The following is a 24,172-nucleotide window of genomic DNA, read 5'->3' on the forward strand; positions in this document are numbered from 1 at the left end:
TAGTGTCTCCATCGAGTTGCATCGCTCTATCGCGATCTATACCAACGAGAGTTTTTTCGAGATGTTCCGTTGGGCAGAAATATTGATCGATACATCATTATGGATCTTTGTTGCTCGTCGTTTCGTGAATGCGGCTGCGAAATTCCTGCCGCATAGCGGCAGTTTCGTCTGGAACCAAATCGAGCATGCCGCGTTCTTGCGCTTGCGGGGAGTTGTGTCGGCCGCAGGGGACAGTTTCACCAGGACATTCAAGAAATCCGTGAGCTGGGAGGGGCGCTGTGAGCGTGCTTGCATCCACAAGGCAATTGGACCACCGTCAAATACTGAACGCGCTGAAGGCTTTTCGGAGCGGTGATTTCTCCGTTCGTATCGACAATGTCTACGCCGGCCTTGATTCCGAGATCGCCGACACCTTCAACGAAATCGTAGAACTCAACGATCAGGTCACGCGCGAGTTCGAACGCCTCAGCAAGGTCGTCGGCAAGGATGGCCGGATCGGCGAACGCGGCCGTGTCCGCAACGCCACCGGCAGCTGGGAATCGAGCGTCCGTTCCGTCAACGATCTGATCGAGGACATGGTTCAGCCGACGGCCGAAGTGGCGCGCGTCATCGGCGCGGTCGCCAAAGGCGACCTGTCGCAGACGATGATGGTCGAAATCGACGGCCGGCAGCTGCGCGGCGAGTTTCTGCGCATCGGCAAGATCGTCAACACCATGGTCGGGCAACTGGCCTCCTTCGCCTCGGAAGTGACGCGCGTGGCGCGCGAGGTCGGCACCGAAGGCAAGCTCGGCGGCCAGGCCCGCGTGAAAGGTGTGGCCGGGACCTGGAAGGACCTGACCGACAACGTCAACGCGATGGCGACGAACCTGACCGGGCAGGTGCGCAACATCGCCGAGGTGACGACCGCCGTCGCTTCCGGCGACCTGTCGAAGAAGATTACCGTCGACGTGAAAGGCGAAATCCTCGAACTCAAGAACACCATCAACACGATGGTCGACCAGCTCAATTCCTTCGCCTCGGAAGTGACGCGCGTCGCGCGCGAAGTCGGTACAGAAGGCAAGCTCGGCGGCCAGGCGCGCGTCGAAGGTGTCGGCGGCACCTGGAAGGACCTGACCGACAACGTGAACCTGATGGCCGAAAACCTGACAGGCCAGGTGCGCAATATCGCCGAGGTGACGACGGCTGTGGCGCTGGGCGACCTGTCGAAGAAGATCACCGTCGACGTCAAGGGCGAGATCCTCGAGCTGAAATCGACCATCAACACCATGGTCGACCAGCTGAATTCATTTGCCGGCGAGGTGACGCGCGTCGCCCGCGAAGTCGGCACCGAGGGCAAGCTCGGCGGCCAGGCGCAGGTGCGCGGCGTCGCCGGCACCTGGAAGGACCTGACCGACAACGTCAATTCGATGGCCGAGAACCTGACCGGCCAGGTCCGCAACATCGCCGAGGTGACGACTGCGGTCGCTTCGGGCGACCTGTCGAAGAAGATCACTGTCGCCGTGCAAGGCGAAATCCTCGAGCTCAAGGACACCATCAACACGATGGTCGATCAATTGAACTCCTTCGCCTCCGAAGTGACGCGCGTCGCCCGCGAGGTCGGCACCGAGGGCAAGCTCGGCGGCCAGGCCGAAGTGAAGGGCGTCGGCGGCACCTGGAAGGACCTGACCGACAACGTCAATCTGATGGCCGCCAACCTGACCGGCCAGGTCCGCAACATCGCCGAGGTGACGACCGCCGTCGCCCGCGGCGACCTGTCGAAAAAGATCACCGTCGACGTCAAGGGCGAAATCCTGGAACTCAAGGACACCGTCAACACGATGGTCGACCAGCTGAATTCCTTCGCCTCGGAAGTGACGCGTGTGGCGCGCGAAGTGGGGTCGGAAGGCAAGCTCGGCGGCCAGGCGCATGTCGAGGGTGTCGGCGGCACCTGGAAGGACCTGACCGACAACGTCAACGCCATGGCCGGCAATCTGACCGTGCAGTTGCGCGACGTCTCCAAGGTAGCAACCGCGATTGCGACCGGCGACCTGACCCAGAAGATCACCGTCGATGCATTGGGCGAGATCCTGCAGATCAAGGACGTCATCAACACGATGGTCGACCAGCTGAATTCCTTCGCCTCGGAGGTGACGCGCGTGGCACGCGAAGTCGGTTCGGACGGCAAGCTCGGTGGCCAGGCGCAGGTGCGCGGCGTTGCCGGCACCTGGAAAGACCTGACCGACAACGTCAATGCGATGGCCGCCAACCTGACCGGCCAGGTGCGCAACATCGCCGAGGTGACCACGGCGGTGGCGCTTGGCGACCTGTCGAAGAAGATCACCGTCGATGTGCGCGGCGAAATCCTCGAGCTCAAGGACACCATCAATACGATGGTCGACCAGCTGAATTCCTTCGCCTCCGAGGTGACGCGCGTGGCGCGCGAGGTCGGCACCGAGGGCAAGCTCGGCGGCCAGGCGCAGGTGCGCGGCGTTGCCGGCACCTGGAAGGATCTGACCGACAATGTGAATTCGATGGCCGAGAACCTGACCGGCCAGGTCCGTAACATCGCCGAGGTGACCACCGCTGTGGCGCGCGGCGACCTGTCGAAGAAGATCACCGTCGACGTCAAGGGCGAGATCCTGGAGCTGAAATCGACGATCAACACCATGGTCGACCAGCTGAACTCCTTTGCCGGCGAAGTGACGCGTGTCGCCCGCGAGGTCGGCACCGAGGGCAAGCTCGGCGGCCAGGCGCGGGTCGAGGGCGTCGCCGGTACCTGGAAGGACCTGACCGACAACGTCAACCTGATGGCGACGAACCTGACCAACCAGGTGCGCGGCATCGCCGATGTCGTGACCGCGGTCGCGCAAGGCAATCTCAAGCGCAAGCTGACGGTCGATGCCAAGGGCGAGATCGCCTCGCTCGCCGACACCATCAACGGCATGATCGAGACGCTGGCGACCTTCGCCGACCAGGTGACCAACGTCGCCCGCGAAGTGGGCATCGAAGGCAAGCTCGGCGGCCAGGCCCGGGTGCCCGGCGCTGCCGGCCTTTGGCGCGACCTGACCGACAACGTCAATCAGCTCGCGGCCAACCTGACCACTCAGGTGCGCGCCATCGCCGAGGTGTCGACGGCGGTGACCAAGGGCGATCTGACCCGCTCGATCAGCGTCCAGGCCTCCGGCGAGGTGGCGGCGCTGAAAGACAACATCAACGAGATGATCCGCAATTTGAAGGACCAGACGCTGAAGAATGCCGAGCAGGACTGGCTGAAGACCAATCTCGCCCGCTTCTCGCGCATGCTGCAGGGCGAGCGCGACCTGGCCACGATCTCGCGCCTCATCATGTCCGAACTCGCCCCGCTGGTGAATGCGCAATATGGCGTGTTCTATGTGACCAACCGCGACGAGGATGAATTCTATCTGGAGCTCGCCGCCTCCTATGGCGCCGAAAGCAAGGCGGAAATCAAGCAACGCCTCGATCTGCGTGAAGGGCTTGTCGGGCAGAGTGCCGCCGACAAGCGCGCCATCATGCTGGACAATGTGCCGCCGAATTTCCTGCGCGTTACCTCCGGCCTTGGCAATGCCGCGCCGGCGAACGTGATCATTCTTCCGGCTCTGTTCGAGGACGAGGTGAAGGCCGTCATCGAACTCGCCTCGTTCAGCGAATTCCGCGACACGCACCAATCGTTCCTCAACCAGCTGATGGAATCCGTCGGCATCGTTCTCAACACCATCGCCGCCACCATGCGCACCGAAGGCCTGCTCAAGCAGTCGCAGCTGCTGACCTCGGAATTGCAGGCGCGTCAGACCGAACTGACCAAGAAGCAGGAGGAACTGCACGCCACCAATGAGGAGCTGCAGGAAAAGGCGCAGCTGCTCGAGAACGAAAAGAAGCAGGTGGAGAACAAGAACCTGGAAATCGAGATGGCGCGGCGGGCGCTGGAGGAGAAGGCCGAGCAGCTGGCGCTTACCTCGAAATACAAGTCGGAATTCCTCGCCAATATGAGCCACGAACTGCGCACGCCGCTGAACTCGCTGCTCATCCTTTCAAACCTGCTCGCAACCAACCAGCAGGGCAATCTCAACGACAAGCAGGTCGAGTTCGCGCGCACCATCAATTCGGCCGGCACCGACCTTTTGAGCCTCATCAATGACATCCTCGATCTGTCGAAGATCGAATCGGGCACCGTCTCGATCGATATCAACGATATGCCGGTGGTGCATCTTCGCCAGCATATGGAGCGAACCTTCCGGCAGCTGGCGACCGACAAGGGGCTTGGCTTCACCATCAATGTCGACCCCGAGCTTCCGGAAACCGTCCGCACCGACGAGAAGCGCTTGCAGCAAATCGTGCTCAACCTTTTGTCGAACGCGTTCAAATTCACCTCGCAAGGCGAGGTCCGCTTGAATTTCCGGGCCGAAAAGACGGGCCGTCACAACGTTTCGGCGCAACCGATGGAGGCGCTCGCGATCGTGGTCACCGATACCGGCATCGGTATTCCGCAAGACAAGCAGAAGCTGATTTTCGAGGCCTTCCAGCAGGCCGACGGCACCACAAGCCGCAAATATGGCGGCACCGGGCTTGGGCTCTCGATCAGCCGGGAGATTGCCCGGCTGCTCGGCGGCGAATTGCGGGTCGAGAGCACGCCGGGCAAGGGTTCGACGTTCACTCTGGTCATTCCATTCGACGGACCCCGGATGGCCTTGGCCCCGCAAGCGGCGTTGCTGCCGGCGATGGAGGTGGCCGCGACGACAGCGCAGCCGAGCCCGCCGTCCTCCGAATTGCTCGATGACCGCGATACGATCTCGTCGGAAGATCGGGTCGTGCTGATCGTCGAGGACGACCCGACCTTCGGCGGTTTGCTGCTCGGCCTTGCACGTTCGGCCGGGCTGAAAGGCGTCCTGTCGACCGCGGGCTCCGGCACGCTGGCTTTGGCACGCAAGCTGGTTCCCGACGCGATTACGCTCGATCTCGGACTATCGGATATCGACGGCTGGGTGTTGTTCGATCTGCTTCGCCATGACCCGAAAACCAAGGACATTCCCGTTCATGTCATCTCGGGCACCGAAGACATCGAGGTGCTTGCCCGCAAGGGTGCATCCAGCATTTCAACCAAGCCCGTATCGTCGGACGAACTGATGAAGGTCTTCCAGGATATTCATTCCAGAAAGCTCCGCGTCCAGAGCCGCGTCCTGATTGCCGATCCCGATCCCGAGCGCCGCCTTTCGCTGATCGAGGCGATCCGCGACGGCGTCACCTCGGTTACGGCGATCGGCCGCGTCGCGGCGAATGCGGACGAAATCGGCATCGCCAACTATGATGCCGTTGTGCTCGGCTTTGGCCGCTCGGCCAAGGACAACGCCCAGATGCTGGATGAGATTGCCGTCCTGTTCGGGCAGTCGGTGTCGCGACTGCTGTTCTTTGCGCCTCATCCGGAAGCGCTGCAACAGTCGCTCGCCTTGCATCCGGCATTGGCGGATGTTCCGCGGGCGGAGAATTTCGCGCAGCTGGCTCTCCTGATGTCGGCAACACTCCCCGGGCGAGGCCACGAAAACGATGGTGCGGCAGCCGAACAGCCGGACAAATTCGACCTCGCCGGCGCAAAGGTCCTCATCGTCGACGACGACATCCGCAACATCTATTCGCTTACCAGCGTTCTCGAGACCTATGACATCCAGGTGCTGCATGCGGAGCGCGGCCGGGAAGGTATCGCGCTTCTGGAGCAGAGCCCGGATATCGATGCGGCACTGATCGATATCATGATGCCGGAAATGGATGGCTACGAGACGATGCGGCAGATCCGCAGCATGCCGGCGATCGCCCATATCCCGTTGATCTCGGTCACAGCCAAGGCAATGAAGGGCGACCGGCAGAAGTGCCTCGACGCCGGCGCCTCCGACTACATCGCCAAGCCTGTCGACCTCGATCTGCTGTTGGCATTGCTGCGTGTCTGGATCGGCCGTTCGCGATCCCGTGTCCATGGTCCGGAAAAGACGCTCATGGCTGTGAACTGACGGCCGCTCGATGCAGAAGCTGTCGAGAAACGGAGCAAGGAAGCTGGAGGTCATGGCGCCGGCAGCGGGGCCGGCAAAGGCGCGCATCCTGGCCGTGGATGACGACGAGCGCAATCTGCTGGCGATCGGCGAGGTTCTGGCCCCTATCGGTGAAGTCGTCTGCGTGCAGTCGGGCGAAGAGGCGTTGCGCGCACTGCTGAAGGAGGATTTCGCAGTCATCCTGCTGGACGTGCTGATGCCCCGGCTGGATGGCTACGAGACCGCGGGATTGATCCGCCAGCGCGAGCAATCCAGGCGAACGCCGATAATTTTTCTCACCGCCATCAACAAGGAAGACGCGCACATGCTGCGCGGCTACGACGCCGGCGCGGTGGATTACGTGTTCAAGCCTTTCGACCCGGCCATGCTGCGTTCCAAGGTTGCCGTGTTCGTCGAACTTCATGAGAAGACGCTCGAAATCCAGCAAAAGGCGGCTGCCGAGCAACGGCTGCTGGCCCAGGCACTGCAGGCGCAGAAGGAAAAGCTCGAGGCCGAGCGGGCGCTGCGCAGCGCACAGGAGCGGCAGCATGCCATTTTGAGCTCTCTTCCGGTCTGCTTCCACGCAAGGGCGGCGGAGCCGCCGTTCGGCGCCAGCTTTGTCACCGAAGGGGTCGAACGCCTGACCGGCTTTCCTGCGGAACGGCTGACCGCCGATCCAGGCTTCGGCCTGAGCCGCGTTCATCCCGACGATCTGCCGAGAGTGAGGGAGGTCCTGCTCGCAGCCAAGGCCACCGGCTCCTACACCTGCGAATTCCGCTGGCAATGCGCCGACGGCAATTACCGGATTTTTCTCGACCAGGGCGTCCTGTCGAATGGCTCCGACGGCCGGAACCCCGAGATCCTCGGCACATTGCTGGACGTTACCGAGCGGCGCGAGCTTGAGGACCAGCTGCTGCAGTCGCAGCGCCTCGACGCGATCGGCAAGCTTACCGGCGGCCTGGCGCATGATTTCAACAATCTGCTTGCCGCAATTCTCAGCGGATTGGGATTGCTCGAGCGCCATGCCGAGTTCGACGGACAGACCAGGCAGGTTCTGGAACTGACACGCCGGTCGGCAAAACAAGGCGCCGAGCTCGTCAACCGCATGCTTGCCTTCTCGCGCCGCCAGACGCTGCGGCCGCAGGCCGTGCGCCTCGCCGCGCTCGGCGATACAATGAACGGGTTGGTGGCCCCGGTCCTGGGCGGCCTGATCCGTTTCGATTGGCTTGTCGACGACACTGTGTGGCCGGCGCATGTCGATGCCAGCCAGCTGGAGCTCGCGCTGATGAACCTGGTCTTCAACGCGCGCGATGCCATGCCGTCCGGCGGCACGATAATCGTGGAGGCGCAAAATCGAACGCTAGGCAGTGCAGCCGAGGATATTTCGGCGGGCGACTATGTCGTGGTCACGGTCAAGGACACGGGGTCGGGCATACCGGCTGACATTCTCGCCAAGGTCGTAGAACCGTTCTTCACCACAAAACCGGTCGGCAAAGGCACTGGCCTCGGTCTGAGCACGGTGCATGGTTTCGTCAAGCAATCGGGCGGCACGCTTCGCATTGAAAGCACCGTCGGCAGTGGAACATCCGTCCAGCTCTGGCTGCCGCGTTCAATCGAGCGCCCGGTGGAAATCGCCGAGAAGTCCGATGCCGACGACAGCGTCGGGAATGCCGGCGAGGACTATCCATCGGTCCTGCTGATCGACGACAGCAATGTACTACGGGAACTGACGGCGCAATCGCTTCGCCAACACGGCTTTGCGGTTACCTGTGCCGGGGGCGGTGCCGAAGCGCTGGCGATGATCGAGCGGGCGCCGTACGATTTCGATGTCATCGTCACCGATTTTGCCATGCCGCTCGTCTCGGGCCTGGAGGTCATTCGGTTCGCCCGGAATCTGCGGTCCGATTGGCCGGCGGTGATGATAACGGGATATGCCGATGCCGACGCGATCGCCGACCGGCCCCCCGACGTGCCGCTGCTCGGCAAACCGCTGCGCGAAAAGGACCTGATGGAGAGCATTCTTGCGGCGGCCGCGCGCGCCGGCTCGCAGAAAGCCAGGCAGGCCCAGCCGGTGAAAGGCGGGTACCGGTTTTCGACCTGAAGAGACAAGCCTTATCGAATCGAAACGGTACGTTCCGTATCCTCGATCGTCCGCGACATCCAGCCTGTGCGCAACACGGAGCGCCGGCCATGGCGCGCTCGACGGGCTGTGATGCGGTTGATAAGCCCTCTCCGCAAGGAGAGTCGAGACATGACCGTTGCGATCGAGATGGGCCAGACGAGCGCAGGCGCCCCGGCGGCGCTGGATCTTGAGGAACTGCTGGCGACGCGGCTTCTGGTGCAGGGCAATTCGGGCTCCGGCAAGTCCCACCTGCTGCGCCGGCTCTTGGAGCAGAGCGCGCCCTGGGTGCAGCAGACCATCATCGACCCCGAAGGCGACTTCGTGACGCTGGGCGACCGTTTTGGCCATCTGGTGATCGACGCCGAGGAGCATACCGAGCGCGGCCTGCAGAGCGCCGGCGAGCGGGCGCGCATCCACCGCGTCTCCACGGTGCTCAATCTCGAGGGGCTCGACGCCGAGAACCAGATGCGGCGCGCCGCCGCCTTCCTCGGCGGGCTTTTCGAGGTCGCCCGCGACCACTGGTACCCGATGCTGGTGGTGGTGGACGAGGCGCAGCTGTTCGCGCCGGCCGTTGCCGGCGAGGTTTCGGACGAGGCGCGCAAGCTCTCGCTCGGCGCCATGACCAATCTGATGTGCCGTGGCCGCAAACGCGGGCTGGCCGGGATCATCGCCACCCAGCGGCTGGCCAAGCTTGCCAAGAACGTCGCCGCCGAGGCTTCCAATTTCCTCATGGGCCGGACTTTTCTCGATATCGACATGGCGCGCGCCGCCGACCTTCTCGGCATGGAGCGGCGCCAGGCCGAGGCCTTTCGCGACCTCGAGCGCGGGCAATTCATGGCGCTCGGCCCGGCGCTGTCGCGCCGTCCGCTCGGCTTGCGCATCGGCCCGACAGATACAAGCCCGCGCAACGCGACCCCGCGCCTGATGCCGCTGCCGGAATCGGCGTTGGAGGATGCCCGTGCGATCATCCTGGCGGCCCCGCCGCCGGAAACCGTCCGGCCGCAGCGCCGCTCGTCGCCGGATCTGCTCGATCAGCTGATGGCGGCGAAGTCGGCGGCGCTGGAAATCCGCCCGGAAGCAGCGGAGGCGCAAATCAGCGCCGAGGATTTGGCGGAGCGGCGCGAGCGCGTCGACCGGGTGCTGCGCGCCGTGCTGGCGCAACCCGATGCCGGCTTCCGGGTCATCGGCGTGCTTTATCAGGAGTTCGTGGTCCGCTGCCGCATCGAGGGCCTCGCCTCGGTCGTGCCGGACCTGCCCGAGTTCCGCCGCATGCTGACCCGCGCCCGCGCCGGCCTCGGCTCCGACATGGCGGGCGACGACGCCTGGCAGGACGTCTCGGCGCGCGCCTCGCTGCTGCCCGAGGACATGCAAGGCGTGTTCATGATGATCGCTCGCGCCGCCAAGGAGGGCTGGCCCTGCCCGAGCGACGCGGCAATCGCCCGCGCCTACGGCTCGCACTCGCTGCGCCGCGCCCGGCGCCTGCTGACCTATATCGAGGAGCAGGGGCTGATCGTATGCCAGCTCGACGGAGCCGGCCGGCGGACGGTGACGCTGGTGGAGCTCGCCTGGGCAACGGCGCCGGGCGATCCGAATGCGGCGGAGGCGGAGCAGGGGAGGGTGGCTGTTTGATTGGGGTGGTTTAGGCCAAAACTGACGTTACTCAACATCAGCAAAGCGCCATATCCGGCCTTGCCAGTGATGCCGTGAATGTTAAGTCTCGGCTCCGATGCGGACGTTCCGCCCGAGTTCGAAGACTGACCGCGACCGTTCTGCGGCCTTCGCATCGATAGCGCCAATGAGCGGCGTCCCACATCCCACTCCTTGTGTCCATTGGGAGGGGTCGTTGTGGACCAAGCCCTACTACCCAGGCTTGTGACGAAGCCGATCCAGCGCGTCTCGAAGTGCATTGGCGGCATCGCCACGCTCGTCAGGGGACATCAGCTCCGGTTCAAGTTCCAACCTGAAGTGCGGCAGCTCCGTTCGAACAGCACGACGAGTGGCCGCCAAATTGGCCTTCAGATCGATGACGCGGTAGGTGGCGACGGGATAGGCGATCCCCTTGACCTGGACTTGCCCCAGTTCCTCACAGTCGATTGCGTCCTTCACTTGCGCAAACGTCTCGTAGGAAATGAGTATGGCCCCCGGCGGCGCCTCCTGCTCCAGGCGCGAGGCGAGATTCACGGCGCCGCCGATTATCGTGTAGTCCATCCGGTCCTCGCTGCCGAAGTTACCGACGGTGCAGTAGTCGGTATGGATGCCGATGCGACAGCGCAGCGGTGTTTCGATCCCCATGTCCCGCCAGACTTCGGCAAGCTCGCTAATCCGCTTTTGCATTGCAAGTGCCATCTGCGCGCAAGCCAGCGCGTCCTCCTTGACGCCGCGAGTCTCGGGATCGCCGAAAAACATCAGGATCGCGTCGCCGACATATTTGTCGATCGTCGCGCCGTGATCCGAAGCAATTTTCGACATTTCCGTCAGATAGTGATTGAGGAGTTGGGTGAGATCCTCGGATTCCATTTTGTCAGTGGTCTCGGTAAAGCCGGCGATATCGGAGAAGCATATTGTCAGTTTCTTCCGCTGGCTGGCGATCCTGACCTCCTGGCGGCCGGTGAATATCGAGCGATACACCTGGGGCGCCAGATACTTCGCCAGCTTGCTGGAAAGCGCCTCCAGAACCACGGATTTCTCGGCGAGGTTCTCCTCCCTTTGCTTCAGCTCAGTGATGTCCGAATAGACGGCGACCGTGCCGCCGGCGCTGATCCGCCGCTCGCTGACCATGACCCATCGCCCGTCGCCTCGCCGCTGCACCCAAGGTTCGCCAGGGTTGCGGTGCCGCGAGAGGCGCTCGGCGACCCACTCCTCGACCCGCCCCTCGGCGTCCCTGATGTAGCCGCGCTCAGCGGATCGGCGAATGATTTGCTCGAATGTCGTGCCGGGCGTCAGTTCGGTCTCCAGACCGGTGTAGAGCAATTCGCGGTAGCGGCTGTTGCTGAGGACGAGCCGGTCCTCCCAGTCGTACAGAGCGAATCCTTCGGAGATGCTTTCGATGGCATCGATGAGCCGCTGACGAGCTTCCGCAACGTCGCGCAGGTTCTTTTCCTCGACCTCGACAGCAGTATCCCGGAAGAGTCTCAGCGCTTCGGCCATGCGCCCGATTTCGTCGCTGCCCGCGGCTGGCAGCGGCGCACGAAGATTGCCCCCCGCAATCGCGAGCATGCCTTGGCTCACGGCCCCCAGTCGGGCGAGGAGGCTGCGGTCGACATAGAGCCAGACAACCAGAACCGAACTCAGGAGGCTGAGAAAGGCGGAGCCGAGTACAACCGCGGTGCCGTAGCGCTGGACGAGCGCGGCTTCGCGACCGGACGCAGCGATCTCCTGATCTGCCGTGGCGACCAGGCGATCGACGCCAGCGGTGAGATTGCGCGACAGTCGATTGTTCTCGGCCAGAAGCCTTTCGCCCTGTGCCAGGACAGCAAACTCGTCCTCCCGCACCTTGGGGATGCTGTCCTCGCCGTCGGTCAAACCCCTGAACTCGTCAACACGCTGCCGGAAGCGGGTCCGCAGCTTTTCGTCGATCTCCGTGGAAACCTTTTCAAGAGCAGTGAGCGAACGGCGTAGCGGAAAAAGGATCAACGCCAGGTCGCCCGGCGTCGGCGCGTTCGCGACCTTCACCAGCGCGTCGTTGACCGCCGAGATCTCCAGCTGCGCCTTCTGCTGGGGAATGTAAGCCGCAATCGCCTGGACCAGGTCGGCCATCGCCGCTGCGCGTCGATCGGGCGACAGCGACGTGTCGGCCGCGACCGCCCGCCATTGCGGGAGCCTGGAATCCATTACTAGGATGCCGGTGGCCACAAGGCGCTGGCTTCCGGTCGTCGTCGCGGCGAGGCGGTTCAGGAGCTCCTCCTTGCGGGCGACCACGTCGAGCCGGGCGACAACAAGAGAGTCGAGCTCCTTCAGGTTGCGCCTCAGAACAATCGCGGCTTCCTCGATCTCGGCCAAAGGCACTGTGCCCAACGTAGCATCCCGGAGGTCCGTGCGCAGGGCCTCGAGGCGGGACATCTCGAGCGCGACGGCAGCCGAGACCTCGCTGTGCTGAGCCCTGCTTGTCGCTGCCAGCACCGATGGCGCGGCAGCAGCGACCCGTTCGGCCTGGCGCGACAGCTGGAGGGAGGCAAGCGCCGACGGCACTCGATCCGTGGTAATTCGGTCCACGACGTCGCCAACCTGGAGGAAGGCATAAAGCGCCGCAGCGGTTGCCAGCACCGCAAGGGCGCTGATCCCGAAAAAGGCGAGCAACAGCCGGCCGCGTATGCCGAGGCGTTCAAGCTCGGCGAGTCGGAACAGTCCGGCCACACTGGTCTGCATCAGACTAGACATCTCAGCCGGCACGCCGGCGATCAGCGAACCCTATTCAACCGGCACGTACTCTCCGCCGCGCCAGACGTACCAAACCCAACTCTGCTTCGTGAGGTCGCCCTTGTCGTCGAAATCGACCCGGCCGATGACGGTGTCGAATTCCTGTTCGTGCAGTGCCGCAATGATGGCCTTCTGCTCCAGCGAACCTGCCTTCGAGACTGCCTCGGCCCAAACCTGGACCGCGCAGTAGCTCAACAGCGTGTAGCCCGCGGGTTCGAAATTCTCCGCACGGAACTGCTCAACGACCGCGGCCGCTTCGGGGCTTCGCCTCGGGTCCGCCGGGAACGTGAAGAGGGTGCCCTCCGCCGCGGGGCCGGCGATCAGGGCAAATTCCTCGGTCGCCAAAGCATCTCCGGATATGAGCTGAACCGTGTAGCCACTGTCGTGTGCAGCGCGAGCAATCAGCGCAACCTCGGCATGATACCCACCCACATATAAGGCGGAGACGCCGGCGGTCTGCAACGTAGCGACCTCGGCCGAATAGTCGTCCTTCCCGGGAATGTATGCGTCGTAAACGGCCTCAGTCACGCCCCGCTTGTTCAGCTGCTTCCTGGTCTCGTCGGCGAGACCCTTCCCATAGGTCGAATTGTCGTGGAGGATCGCAATCTTCTTGTTGCCCCAGCGATCGGCAAGGTAGTTGCCGGCGATGAAACCTTGCGCGTCGTCGCGGCCAATGGTGCGAAAGACATTGGCACGGCCCTGTTCGGTCAGCTGCGGATTGGTCGAGCCTGGGGATATCTCAACGACGCCCGCCTCCTCGTACACTTTTGATGCGGGGATCGAGGCCCCGGAGCAATAATGCCCGACGACGAGCACGACCCCGTCAGCCACCAGCTTCTTGGCGGCCGCCACAGCTTGCTCGGGATCGCAGAAGTCGTCGACCGAGATGAGCCTCACCTTCTGGCCGAGCACGCCGCCCGCCGTGTTGACGTCGGCCACTGCCATCTCCGCGCCGCGCTGTCCCTGCTCGCCGATCCAGGCGAGCCGTCCCGTCATCGCAGCCGAGACGCCGATCAGCACCTCCGCCCGCGCGGAGCTGAACACGGCCGCGAGAACTAAGATCGCTATGGCGATGATGCGGTGCATGTGTGCACCCCCTTAACTGTAGCTTACGCCAATCCCGTCAAAGCCGACAGCCCCTTCGGCAAGCGCGACTGTCTCGGGCTGCTATTGCAGCGCACACCCCAATTTGGCGAAGCAAGCATACACTGGAATGGCGTGTCGTAACTTCGTTCGCTGAGGTCGGAATCGCGCGCCAAATCCGGACGTTACCACTGACCGGAGTGAGCGTCGTAATTGGGTCAAAGCAGCCCCCCGCCTCAGCTTCCCCCTATCTCTCCTCCACAATCCGCAAATAGGCCGCCGTCACAAGCAAATAGGCCGCCGTCACAAACAGCACGATTAACCCAAACAATATCCACCACGCCCCTTCGGGCATCTGCAGGATGGTCAGCAGCGTCGTCAGCACGGTGAGGATCAGCGCCCCGATGATGGTTCCGGTGTAGCCGCGGCCGCCGAAGATCGAGGTTCCGCCGACCACGGCGGCGGCCACCCAAGGCAGCACCAGCGGTTCCGCAAGGGATAGCGACGGCGCCTTGATCAAGCCGATGTAAAGCAGCCCGGTGATCCCGGCGAGCATGCTCGAGATGACGTAGAGCGCGGTGATCACCTGCCAGCAGCGGACGCCGGACAGGCGCGTTGCCCGTTCGTTGTCGCCGACCGCCGCCCGCGACGCTGGCCGTCGCGTCCAATTCCTCAGGCGCCTGGACGCCGGCTTTGTTTCCGTGAATCTCGCGATGCCGCATTGCACAATCGTCTCGCCTGCGCAAAATGCGGCATGATCCGCAAATCCCTCACTGTCCTGGTGATCGATGAGAACCACATCCGCGCTTCGATAATCGAAGCGGGATTGCGGGAGGCTGGGCATCAGCAGGTCACGGTCATCCACGACGTCGCCGGCATCGCGCGACGGATCGCCGAGATCGAACCCGACGTGATCGTCATCGATCTCGAAAATCCCAACCGCGACATGCTCGAAAACATGTTCCAGCTTTCGCGCGTGGTGAAGCGGCCGATCGCCATGTTCGTCGACCGCTCGGATCAGGCTTCGATCGAGGCAGCGGTGGAAGCCGGAGTGTCGGCCTATGTCGTCGACGGCCTGCGTCAGGAGCGGGTCAAGCCGATCCTCGACATGGCAATCAGCCGCTTCAATGCGTTTTCGCGCATGGCGCGCGAACTGGAAGAAGCCCGCAGCGAATTGGAAAGCCGCAAGGTGATCGATCGCGCCAAGGGCATCCTGATGAAGTCGCGCGGCCTGTCGGAGGACGCGGCCTACACGCTGCTGCGCAAGACCGCCATGAACCAGAACCGCAAGATCGCCGAGATCGCCCAGAGCCTGGTAACGGCGGCAGGCCTGCTGGATCACGAGGAGAGTTGAGAATGGCGGCCGAGCACCGGATCAATGCTGGCTTCATGCCGCTCTTCGACAGCGCCATCCTTGTCGCGGCGAAGGAAATCGGCTTCGCCCTGCGCGAAGGCATCGACCTGACGCTCAACCGGGAAACGTCCTGGGCCAACATCCGCGACCGCATCGCCATCGGCCATTTCGATCTGGCGCACATGCTGGGGCCGATGCCGATCGCCTGCAATCTGGGGCTGACGCCGCTCGCCTCCGATACCGTCGTGCCGTTCTCGCTCGGCCTCGGCGGCAATTGCGTGACGGTTTCGAACGCGGTCTGGGCCGGCATGGCCGCGCACGGCGCCCAACCCGATCTCGATCCGGCGCGGGCCGGCAAGGCGTTGGGAGCGCTGATTCGTGAACGGGCGAATGGCGGCGGCGATCCGCTTCGCTTCGCCGTCGTCCATCCGCACTCCGGGCACAATTACGAATTGCGCTACTGGCTCGCCGCCTGCGGCATCGACCCGTCGCGTGAAATCGAGATCGTCATCGTGCCGCCCCCCTTCATGGCCGACGCACTCGCCGCCGGCAGGATCGACGGCTACTGCGTCGGCGAACCCTGGAACAGCGCCTCGGTCGTCGCCGGCACCGGCCATATCGCCACGGTCAAGGCGGCCATCTGGAAGACCAGCCCCGAGAAAGTCGTCGGCGTGCGCAAGGCATGGGCGGAAAGAGAGCCGGACGCGCTTTCAGCCCTGCTGCGTGCGCTTCATCACGCGGCGCGCTGGTGCCAGGATCCGGCAAACCGTGGCGAACTCGCGGCCCTGATGGCGCAGCCGGCCTTCCTCGGGCTTGCGCCGGCGCTGCAGATGCCGATCCTCAGCGGGCATCTGGCGCTCGGCGGCAGCGCCGAACTCAGTGTCGGCGACTTCTTTCTGCCCTTCAACAAGGCGGCGAACTTCCCGTGGAAGAGCCATGCGCTGTGGTTCTACACGCAGATGGTGCGCTGGGGGCATGTCGCGCACACGCCGGAAAACCTCGCTATTGCCCGCGACTGCTACCGCCCCGATCTCTACCGCTCGGCGTTGAAGCCGCTTGGCGTGGCGCTTCCCGGTGCCAATGCCAAGGTCGAGGGCGCGCTGAAGGCCGCGACTCCGGTCGGTTCGGCGGGGGCAAGCCTGGTGCTCGGTCCCGATGGTTTCTTCGATGGCCAGATCTTCGATCCCGACGAGATCGACGCCTACATTGCCGGCCAGAAATTGGCGCGCGCCGTCTGATCATTTCGGCGCCATTCTTGTGCGCTGCACAAAAAATGTGCGTGCAACTGCGCTAATGAACAATCTTTGGCTTGCTCGCCCAGCGGGCCGGCGCGCCGACGATTTTGGCAAGTCATTGATCTCATTGATGTTTGTCATCCATTCCGAAACTGGCACGGTTCCTGCGTTGCAATAGGCAGACTCTTCTCGGGTCACGGAATAGGCGTCCAATGGCGGGCGCTACAGGCAACGCTGCCGCTCAGGTCAACACGCGATCCCGGATGGACGGACGCGCGCGGCCTGGCCGGCGGCTTTTTTGTTTTGGTCGAACACGCAATCGACGGCGCCGATCCCAAGCCGCGCCCAACCGGAGATGACGATGACGAAAAGCACCAATAGCCATTCCGCCCAAACGGCGATCAGCCGCCGCGATTTCCTGAGGATCAGCGCGGCCACCGCGGCAACGCTGGCCGCGGCGCGTGCGCTGCTGCCCTCCGGCGCCTATGCGGCGCCCGCCGCGCCGGAAGTCACCGGCGCCAAGCTCGGCTTCATAGCGCTGACCGATGCGGCGCCGCTGATGATTGCCAAGGAGAAGGGCCTGTTCGAGAAATTCGGCATGCCCGACGTCGAGGTGCTCAAGCAGGCCTCCTGGGGGGCGACGCGCGATAATCTGGTGCTCGGCGGCGAAGCCAACGGCATTGACGGCGCCCATATCCTGACGCCGATGCCTTATCTGATGCACACCGGCAAGGTGACGCAAAACAAGCAGCCGCTGCCGATGGCGATCGTGGCCCGGCTCAACTACGACTGCCAGGGCATTTCTGTCGCCCAGGAATATGCCGGCACCGGCGTCGGCCTCGACGCGTCCAAGCTGAAGGACGCCTTCGCTGCGAAAAAGGCCGCAGGCAAGGAGGTGAAGGCCGCCATGACCTTCCCGGGCGGCACGCACGATCTTTGGCTGCGCTACTGGCTGGCTGCCGGCGGCATCGATCCCGACAAGGACGTCTCGACCATCGTCGTGCCGCCGCCGCAGATGGTCGCCAACATGAAGGTCGGCAACATGGACGTGTTCTGTGTCGGCGAGCCGTGGAACGAGCAGCTCGTCCACCAGGGCGTCGGCTTCACCGCCGCCACCACCGGCGAATTGTGGAAGGGCCATCCGGAAAAGGCGCTCGGCCTGCGCGCCGCCTTCATCGACAAGTACCCGAACGCCACCAAGGCGATCCTGATGGCCGTCATGGAAGCCCAGCAATGGTGCGAAGCCAAGGAAAACAAGGACGAGATGGCCGCCATCATCGGCAAGCGGCAATGGATGAACGTGCCGACTGCCGACATCATCGGCCGCCTCAAGGGCGACATCAATTACGGCAATGGCCGCGTCGCCAACGGCACCGATCTCTACATGAAGTTCTGGCAGGGCGGCGTGTCCTATCCCTTCAAGAGCCACGACAGCTGGTTCCTCGCCGAAAACATCCGCTGGGGCAAGTTCGCGCCGACCACCGACATCAAGGCGCTGGTCGCCCAGGTCAATCGCGAGGATCTGTGGCGAGAAGCGGCCAAGGATCTTGGTGTCGCCGCGGCCGATATCCCGGCGTCTTCATCGCGCGGCGTCGAGACCTTCTTCGACGGCAAGGTCTTCGATCCGGAGAACCCGTCCGCCTATCTCGACAGCCTGAAGATCAAGGCATCGGCCTGAACGGTGCAAACGGCGCTCGCGCCGTTTGTCGCCACAAGCGCAACGGCGCCGCTTGTCGCCAAATGCCAAAGGAACGTTCGAGAAATGTCTATCCAAGCCATCGAGGACCGCAAGGTGAAGCCGTTCCCCGCGCCTGCCAAGCCCGCCGAAATCATCGTCTTCACCGCCAGGGCGCGGCGCCGCTTCGACCCGGCCGCGATCGCAGGCAAGCTGGCCAGCACGCTGGTGCCGCCGGTCATCGTCATCACCATCATGCTCGTCGTCTGGCAGGTCGCCTGTTCGTCGCCCACAGCCAGCCTGCCACCGCCGAGCCAGGTGTGGAACGAGGCCTATGACCTGATCGCCCATCCGTTCTTCAACAATGGCCCGCAGGATATCGGACTCGCCTGGCGGGTGCTGATCTCGCTGCAGCGCGTCGCCATCGGCTTTGGCCTTGCGGCTGTCGTCGGCGTCGCGCTCGGCGCGCTGGTTGGCCAGTCGATCTGGGCGATGCGCGGCCTTGATCCGGTGTTCCAGATCCTGCGCACGGTACCGCCGCTCGCCTGGCTGCCGCTGTCGCTGGCGGCGTTCCGCGATTCCAGCCCGTCGGCGATCTTCGTCATCTTCATCACCTCGATCTGGCCGGTGATCATCAACACCGCCGTCGGCGTCCGTAACATTCCAGAGGACTATCGCAACGTCTCCCGCATCCTCAGGCTCAACCAGCTCGAATTCTTCGTGAAGATCATGGTGCCGGCCGCGGCACCTTACATCTTCACCGGCCTGCGCATCGGCATCGGTCTGTCCTGGCTCGCCATCGTCGCCGCCGAAATGCTGACCGGCGGCGTCGGTATCGGCTTCTTCATCTGGGATGCCTGGAATTCGTCGCGGCTGCCCGACATCATCGTCGCACTCGCCTATATCGGCGTCACCGGTTTCTGCCTCGACCGCCTGGTCGCGGCGGTCGGCGCCTTCGTCACCCGCGGCACAACGGCAAAGTGAGGAGAGGGACGATGACGGCCTATCTGAAACTCGACCACATCGACAAATCCTTCGCCCGCGGCAGCCAGGTCAGCGACGTGCTGAAGGACATCCGGCTGACCATCGACAAAGGCGAATTCGTCTCGATCATCGGCCATTCCGGCTGCGGCAAGTCGACCTTGCTCAACCTGATCGCCGGCCTGACCAAGGTCTCGGCCGGCGCGGTTCTGCTCGAAGACAAGGAGGTCGATAGTCCCGGCCCGGAACGCGCCGTGGTGTTCCAGAACCACAGCCTGCTGCCATGGCTCACCGTCTACGAAAACATCAATTTGGCAGTCACGAAGGTCTTTGGCCGGAGCAAGAGCCGGGCCGAGCGGCATGAATGGATCATGCGCAATCTCGATCTCGTGCAGATGGCGCATGCCAAGGACAAACGTCCGGCCGAGATTTCGGGCGGCATGAAGCAGCGCGTCGGCATCGCCCGGGCGCTGGCCATGGAGCCGAAGATCCTGCTGCTCGACGAGCCGTTCGGGGCGCTCGACGCGCTGACGCGCGCGCATCTGCAGGACGCGGTGATGGATATCCATTCGAGGCTCGGCTCGACGACGATCATGATCACCCATGATGTCGACGAGGCGGTGCTGTTGTCCGACCGCATCGTCATGATGACCAACGGCCCGGCGGCCACCATCGGCGAGGTTCTTGCCGTGCCGCTGGCCCGGCCGCGCCGGCGCATCGAGCTTTCCTCCGACCGCACCTTCCTGCGCTGCCGCGAGGCGGTGCTGAAATTCCTCTACGAACGCCACCGCTTCGTCGAAGCCGCGGAGTAAGGCCATAACGGGAAAACTCGTCATCATCATTGGCAATCTGCATCGGCAATGGGCAATCTACCGCATTGCACAAATATTATGCTGCTGTGCAAGGCATTTTGACTAATCTTTGATCCGCTGCCGAGCTTGGTCAAAAGCCGCGCGGCTGCGGTTCATATTGATTTCATTCGATAATTAAGAGCGCTGTCGAATTGGCACGCTTCCTGCTTTCCAAAATGTAGGGTCCGCAAGGGCCAAGTGAAACGGCGTCCAATGGCGGGCGCCACAGGCAAAGCTGCCGCTCAGGTCCACACGCGCTCCCGGAACCCCGGACGCGAAGACCTGGCCGGCGGCTTTTTTGTTTTGACGCAATCGACGGCGCTGGTCCCAAGCGGCGCCCAACCGGAGACGACGATGACGAAACGGATCGGAACTGGCGCGTCCCTAGCGGACTTCACGCGCCGCGATTTTCTGGCCGTCAGCGCGCTGACGGCGGCGCTGTTCACCGCCGCGCTCCTCCTCTTTCCCGCCGGCGCCAAGACTGACGGCAAGGGTCTCGAAGTGACCGCGCAAAGGTCGGTTTCAACCAGTTCGCCGATGCTGCGCCGCTGACAGTCGCGAACGAACAGACAAGGGCGGTGCCTCCCACGCCGCAAACCGGAGCCAGAAAATGACCGCAAATCTCCCAGCCGCGCCCAGCCAGGACAGCGCTCCCCGGCAGGCGCTTGCCATGTCCACCATCGCCTTCACCGTCTGCTTCGCGGTGTGGACGATCTTTTCAATCATCGGCGTGCGCATAAAGCAGGAGCTGGGGCTGAACGAGACGGAGTTCGGCCTGCTCGTCGGCACGCCGATCCTCACCGGCTCGCTCGTGCGTATGGTGCTCGGTGTCTGGACCGACCGTTTTGGCGGACGGCTGGTATACACCGCGACCATGCTTGCGGCGGCGGTCGCGACCTTTCTGCTCGCTTTTGCGCACACCTACGGGCAGATGCTGGTCGCCGCACTAGGCGTTGGGCTCGCCGGCGGTTCCTTCGCCGTCGGTGTCGCCTATGTCTCGCGCTTCTTCCCGGCCGGCAAGCAGGGTACGGCGCTTGGCATTTTTGGTGTCGGCAATGTCGGCGCCGCGGTCACCAAGTTCCTGGCACCGTTCGTGCTTCTCTCCTGGGGCTGGCAGTCGGTCGCGCTGATCTGGGCGGCAGCACTCGTCGTCATGGCCGCCGTCTTCTGGTTCACGACCGGCGACGATCCGGTCATCCGCGAGCGCCGCGCCGGCAAGGCAGCGCCCGCGAGAAGCTTCTTGCAGGAATTCGCACCGCTCAAGAACCTGCAGGTCTGGCGCTTCGCCTTCTATTATTTCTTCGCCTTCGGTGCATTCGTGGCGCTCTCGCTGTGGCTGCCCCGCTACCTGATCGGCGTCTACGGCTTCGGGCTTGCGACCGCCGGCATGATCGGGGCGGCCTATTCAATTCCGGCAAGTATTTTCCGCGCCTATGGCGGCGTGCTTTCCGACCGGATGGGCGCCCGCACCGTGCTCTACTGGACCTTCGCTGTCAGTGCCGCCGCGACTCTCGTTCTGTCTCTCCCCTCGGCAGATTACGTCGTGCGCGGTGTCAGCGGGCCGATCGCCTTCCATTTCGAGGTCGGCCCGCTCGCCTTCATAGCCGTTGCCTGTGTGCTCGGCTTCTTCATGAGCCTTGGCAAGGCTGCCGTCTACAAGCACATCCCGGCTTACTATCCGCAGAGTGTCGGCGCGGTCGGCGGCGTTGTCGGCATGATTGGCGGGCTCGGCGGCTTTATCCTGCCAATCGTCTTCGGAGCGCTCAACGACCTCACCGGCGTCTGGTCGAGCTGCTTCATGCTGCTCTTCGTCATCGTCGCCACCTGCTTTGCCTGGATGCATTTTTCCATCCGGCGGATGGAGCGCACGGCGTCTGACGAAGCTTCAGGCCTTTCCTATGCGGCTGAGTGAGACCGGAGTGGATCAGGACATGACCGAGAAACTCGTTATCATTGGCAACGGCATGGCCCCCGGGCGCATGCTGGAGCACCTCCTGGAAAAGGCGCCTGGGCGCTACCAGGTCACCATCTTCAACGCCGAGCCGCGCGTGAACTACGACCGCATCATGCTCTCGCCGGTTCTGTCGGGCGAAAAGGCCTATGAGGAGATCATCATCCATGGCGACGGCTGGTACATCAAGCACGGCATCACCCTCTACAAGGGCCACAAGATCGTCGCCATCGACCGGCAGGCAAAGACCGTCACCTCCGATCATGGCGTGACCGAGCCCTACGACAAGCTTGTCATCGCCACCGGGTCGGTGCCGTTCATCATTCCGGTGCCGGGCCATGACTTACCGGGCGTGCTCACCTATCGCGATCTCGACGACGTCCGGGCCATGATGCTTGCCGCCCAGTCGCGGGCCAAGGCTGTGGTCATTGGCGGCGGCCTGCTCGGGCTGGAGGCCGCGGCCGGCCTCAACGCGCAAGGCATGGACGTCACCGTGCTGCATGTCATGCCGACGCTGATGGAGCGCCAGCTCGATCCAGCCGCCGGCTATCTGCTGCAGCGCGCGGTTGAAGAACGCGGCATCAAGGTCATCACCAAGGCCAACACCCAGGCGATCACCGGCAACGGCAAGGTCGAGCGGGTGGAGCTTGCCGACGGCACAGTCATCCCGGCGACGCTCGTCGTCATGGCGGTGGGCATCAGGCCGAATGCGGCGCTGGCGAAGGAAGCCGGCATTGCGGTCAATCGCGGCATCGTCGTCGACGCCGGCATGCGCAGCAACGATCCCGATATCTACGCAATCGGCGAATGCGCCGAGGTCAACGGCCAGGTCTACGGGCTGGTCGCGCCGCTCTACGAGATGGCGCGCGTCGCCGCCAGCCATCTGGCCGGCAATGAGGCGGCGGCTTTCGTCCACATGGACACGCCGACCAAGCTCAAGGTCACCGGCATCGAGCTGTTCTCGCTCGGCGACTTCGCCGAGGGCGATGACCGCCAGGAGATCGTGCTGCGCGATGCCGCGGCCGGCGTCTACAAGCGCCTGGTACTCAAGGACGACCGCATCATCGGCACCGTGCTCTATGGCGAGACGGCGGACGGCGCCTGGTTCAACGACCTCAAGAAGAAGCAGACCGACATATCCGAGATGCGCGATACGCTCATCTTCGGCCAGTCCTACCAGGGAGGCGCCCCCCTGGACCCTATGGCGGCCGTTGCAGCCTTGCCGGATGATGCGGAAATCTGCGGCTGCAACGGCGTATGCAAGGGAAAGATCACCGGCGCGATTACGGCCAGGGGCCTGACCTCGCTCGACGACGTGCGCGCCCACACCAAGGCGTCGGCCTCCTGCGGCTCCTGCACCGGGCTGGTCGAAAAGCTGATGGTGCTGACCATCGGCGACAAATACAATCCCGCGGCGGTCCAGCCGATGTGCAGCTGCACCGCGCTTGGCCATGACGAGGTCCGCCGGCTGATCAAGGCCAAGGGCTTGAAGACCATTCCCGCCGTCATGCAGGAACTGGAGTGGAAGACTTCCTGCGGCTGCGCCAAATGCCGGCCGGCGCTCAACTATTATCTCGTCTGCGACTGGCCCGACGAATACGCCGACGATTACCAGTCGCGCTTCATCAACGAGCGCGTCCACGCCAACATCCAAAAGGACGGCACCTATTCGGTGGTGCCGCGCATGTGGGGCGGCGTCACCAACGCCGCCGAATTGCGCGCCATCGCCGACGTCGTCGACAAGTTCGAGATCCCGATGGTCAAGGTCACCGGCGGCCAGCGCATCGACATGCTCGGCATCCGCAAGGAAGACCTGCCGGCGGTATGGGCCGATCTCGGCCAGGCTGGCTTCGTCTCTGGCCACGCCTATGCCAAAGGACTGCGCACCGTGAAGACCTGTGTCGGCTCGGACTGGTGCCGCTTCGGCACGCAGGATTCGACCGGCTTGGGCATCCGTATCGAAAAATTCATGTGGGGCTCGTGGACCCCGGCCAAGGTCAAGATGGCGGTGTCGGGCTGTCCGCGAAACTGTGCCGAGGCGACCTGCAAGGATGTCGGCGTGATCTGCGTCGATAGCGGCTACGAGATCCATTTCGCCGGCGCCGCCGGTCTCGACATCAAGGGCACCGAAGTGCTCGGCCTGGTCAAGACCGAGGACGAGGCGCTGGAGCATATCGTGGCGTTGACGCAGATGTATCGCGAGCAGGGCCGCTATCTCGAGCGTATCTACAAATGGGCCAAGCGCGTCGGCATAGCTGAGATCAAGCGTCAGATCATGGACGATGGCGAGAAGCGCAAAGCCTATTTCGACCGCTTCGTCTTTTCGCAGAAATTCGCCCAGGTCGACCCATGGTCGGAACGTGCTTCCGGCAAGGACAAGCATGAATTCCGGCCGATGGCTTCGGTCGGCTTTGCCCAGGCGGCGGAGTAGGCGCGTGTTCCCGAAAAGTGGAATGCGGTTTTCGGACAAGAACACGCGCAAAAGAGGAA

The 24,172-nt window shown here is 63.6% G+C and carries 14 protein-coding genes and 1 pseudogene; 11 read left to right on the forward strand and 4 right to left on the reverse strand.

Annotation, left to right across the window (positions count from 1 at the left end; genetic code table 11):
• The first annotated feature begins 284 nt into the window (after positions 1–284).
• The 3 genes from NKI54_RS11665 (at position 285) to NKI54_RS11675 (ending at position 9,765) form a co-directional block, all read left to right on the forward strand.
• Positions 285–5,996, forward strand: a complete 5,712-nt coding sequence (locus NKI54_RS11665; RefSeq protein ID WP_352691568.1) for a HAMP domain-containing protein — start codon at positions 285–287, stop codon at positions 5,994–5,996.
• A gap of 52 nt (positions 5,997–6,048) precedes the next feature.
• Positions 6,049–8,115, forward strand: a complete 2,067-nt coding sequence (locus NKI54_RS11670) for a PAS domain-containing hybrid sensor histidine kinase/response regulator (protein WP_352568366.1) — start codon at positions 6,049–6,051, stop codon at positions 8,113–8,115.
• Positions 8,116–8,265: 150 nt separating this feature from the next.
• Positions 8,266–9,765: a helicase HerA domain-containing protein gene (locus tag NKI54_RS11675; protein ID WP_352691505.1), complete on the forward strand. Its 1,500-nt coding sequence runs from the start codon at positions 8,266–8,268 to the stop codon at positions 9,763–9,765.
• 231 nt (positions 9,766–9,996) lie between these two features.
• On the opposite strand, the gene NKI54_RS11680 is transcribed toward NKI54_RS11675, so the two are convergent.
• The 3 genes and pseudogenes from NKI54_RS11680 to NKI54_RS11690 all read right to left on the reverse strand — a co-directional run.
• On the reverse strand, positions 9,997–12,513 hold the full coding sequence (locus NKI54_RS11680) for an adenylate/guanylate cyclase domain-containing protein (protein ID WP_502898213.1): 2,517 nt from the start codon (positions 12,511–12,513) through the stop codon (positions 9,997–9,999).
• 30 nt (positions 12,514–12,543) lie between these two features.
• Positions 12,544–13,638 (reverse strand): branched-chain amino acid ABC transporter substrate-binding protein, encoded by a 1,095-nt coding sequence (locus NKI54_RS11685; RefSeq protein WP_352691509.1) that lies wholly within the window; start codon positions 13,636–13,638, stop codon positions 12,544–12,546.
• 244 nt (positions 13,639–13,882) lie between these two features.
• Positions 13,883–14,275 (reverse strand): annotated as a pseudogene (locus NKI54_RS11690) (ABC transporter permease subunit); the annotation flags it as partial.
• Between the two features lie 114 nt (positions 14,276–14,389).
• Between NKI54_RS11690 and NKI54_RS11695 the strand changes: the two are divergent.
• Both NKI54_RS11695 and NKI54_RS11700 read left to right on the forward strand, forming a co-directional pair.
• Positions 14,390–14,989 (forward strand): ANTAR domain-containing response regulator, encoded by a 600-nt coding sequence (locus tag NKI54_RS11695; RefSeq protein WP_352691511.1) that lies wholly within the window; start codon positions 14,390–14,392, stop codon positions 14,987–14,989.
• 2 nt (positions 14,990–14,991) lie between these two features.
• Positions 14,992–16,227: a CmpA/NrtA family ABC transporter substrate-binding protein gene (locus NKI54_RS11700; RefSeq protein WP_352691513.1), complete on the forward strand. Its 1,236-nt coding sequence runs from the start codon at positions 14,992–14,994 to the stop codon at positions 16,225–16,227.
• A 243-nt stretch (positions 16,228–16,470) separates the two neighbouring features.
• On the opposite strand, the gene NKI54_RS11705 is transcribed toward NKI54_RS11700, so the two are convergent.
• Positions 16,471–16,599 carry a hypothetical protein gene (locus NKI54_RS11705; protein ID WP_352448433.1) on the reverse strand — a complete coding sequence of 43 codons (129 nt, stop codon included), beginning with the start codon at positions 16,597–16,599 and terminating at the stop codon, positions 16,471–16,473.
• On the opposite strand from NKI54_RS11705, the gene NKI54_RS11710 reads away from it, so the two are divergent.
• The 6 genes from NKI54_RS11710 (at position 16,586) to nirB (ending at position 24,113) form a co-directional block, all read left to right on the forward strand.
• Positions 16,586–17,902 carry a CmpA/NrtA family ABC transporter substrate-binding protein gene (locus tag NKI54_RS11710; RefSeq protein ID WP_352691515.1) on the forward strand — a complete coding sequence of 439 codons (1,317 nt, stop codon included), beginning with the start codon at positions 16,586–16,588 and terminating at the stop codon, positions 17,900–17,902. The genes NKI54_RS11705 and NKI54_RS11710 overlap by 14 nt on opposite strands.
• A gap of 84 nt (positions 17,903–17,986) precedes the next feature.
• A complete protein-coding gene (ntrB, locus tag NKI54_RS11715) occupies positions 17,987–18,883 on the forward strand; it encodes a nitrate ABC transporter permease (RefSeq protein WP_352591073.1) in 897 nt (298 codons plus the stop codon).
• 11 nt (positions 18,884–18,894) lie between these two features.
• The gene (locus NKI54_RS11720) at positions 18,895–19,692 is read left to right on the forward strand and encodes an ABC transporter ATP-binding protein (protein WP_352591076.1); all 798 of its coding nucleotides are present in this window, start codon (positions 18,895–18,897) and stop codon (positions 19,690–19,692) included.
• Positions 19,693–19,944: 252 nt separating this feature from the next.
• Positions 19,945–20,283, forward strand: coding sequence for a hypothetical protein (locus NKI54_RS11725; protein WP_352568359.1), 339 nt, complete (start codon positions 19,945–19,947; stop codon positions 20,281–20,283).
• A 58-nt stretch (positions 20,284–20,341) separates the two neighbouring features.
• Positions 20,342–21,643 carry an MFS transporter gene (locus NKI54_RS11730; protein ID WP_352691517.1) on the forward strand — a complete coding sequence of 434 codons (1,302 nt, stop codon included), beginning with the start codon at positions 20,342–20,344 and terminating at the stop codon, positions 21,641–21,643.
• Positions 21,644–21,662: 19 nt separating this feature from the next.
• A complete protein-coding gene (gene nirB / locus NKI54_RS11735; RefSeq protein ID WP_352623311.1) occupies positions 21,663–24,113 on the forward strand; it encodes a nitrite reductase large subunit NirB in 2,451 nt (816 codons plus the stop codon).
• Positions 24,114–24,172: the final 59 nt, after the last annotated feature.

This window comes from Mesorhizobium sp. M0663 (assembly GCF_040320585.1).
Classification (GTDB): Bacteria; Pseudomonadota; Alphaproteobacteria; order Rhizobiales; family Rhizobiaceae; genus Mesorhizobium.

Excerpts from the sequence above, each read along its gene's own strand:
- NKI54_RS11670 (WP_352568366.1), top strand. The coding sequence starts at position 6,049 with ATGGCGCCGGCAGCGGGGCCGGCAAAGGCGCGCATCCTGGCCGTGGAT.
- NKI54_RS11675 (WP_352691505.1), top strand. The coding sequence starts at position 8,266 with ATGACCGTTGCGATCGAGATGGGCCAGACGAGCGCAGGCGCCCCGGCG.
- NKI54_RS11680 (WP_502898213.1), bottom strand. The coding sequence starts at position 12,513 with ATGTCTAGTCTGATGCAGACCAGTGTGGCCGGACTGTTCCGACTCGCC.
- NKI54_RS11685 (WP_352691509.1), bottom strand. The coding sequence starts at position 13,638 with ATGCACCGCATCATCGCCATAGCGATCTTAGTTCTCGCGGCCGTGTTC.
- NKI54_RS11695 (WP_352691511.1), top strand. The coding sequence starts at position 14,390 with ATGATCCGCAAATCCCTCACTGTCCTGGTGATCGATGAGAACCACATC.
- NKI54_RS11700 (WP_352691513.1), top strand. The coding sequence starts at position 14,992 with ATGGCGGCCGAGCACCGGATCAATGCTGGCTTCATGCCGCTCTTCGAC.
- NKI54_RS11710 (WP_352691515.1), top strand. The coding sequence starts at position 16,586 with ATGACGAAAAGCACCAATAGCCATTCCGCCCAAACGGCGATCAGCCGC.
- ntrB (WP_352591073.1), top strand. The coding sequence starts at position 17,987 with ATGTCTATCCAAGCCATCGAGGACCGCAAGGTGAAGCCGTTCCCCGCG.
- NKI54_RS11720 (WP_352591076.1), top strand. The coding sequence starts at position 18,895 with ATGACGGCCTATCTGAAACTCGACCACATCGACAAATCCTTCGCCCGC.
- NKI54_RS11725 (WP_352568359.1), top strand. The coding sequence starts at position 19,945 with ATGGCGGGCGCCACAGGCAAAGCTGCCGCTCAGGTCCACACGCGCTCC.
- NKI54_RS11730 (WP_352691517.1), top strand. The coding sequence starts at position 20,342 with ATGACCGCAAATCTCCCAGCCGCGCCCAGCCAGGACAGCGCTCCCCGG.
- nirB (WP_352623311.1), top strand. The coding sequence starts at position 21,663 with ATGACCGAGAAACTCGTTATCATTGGCAACGGCATGGCCCCCGGGCGC.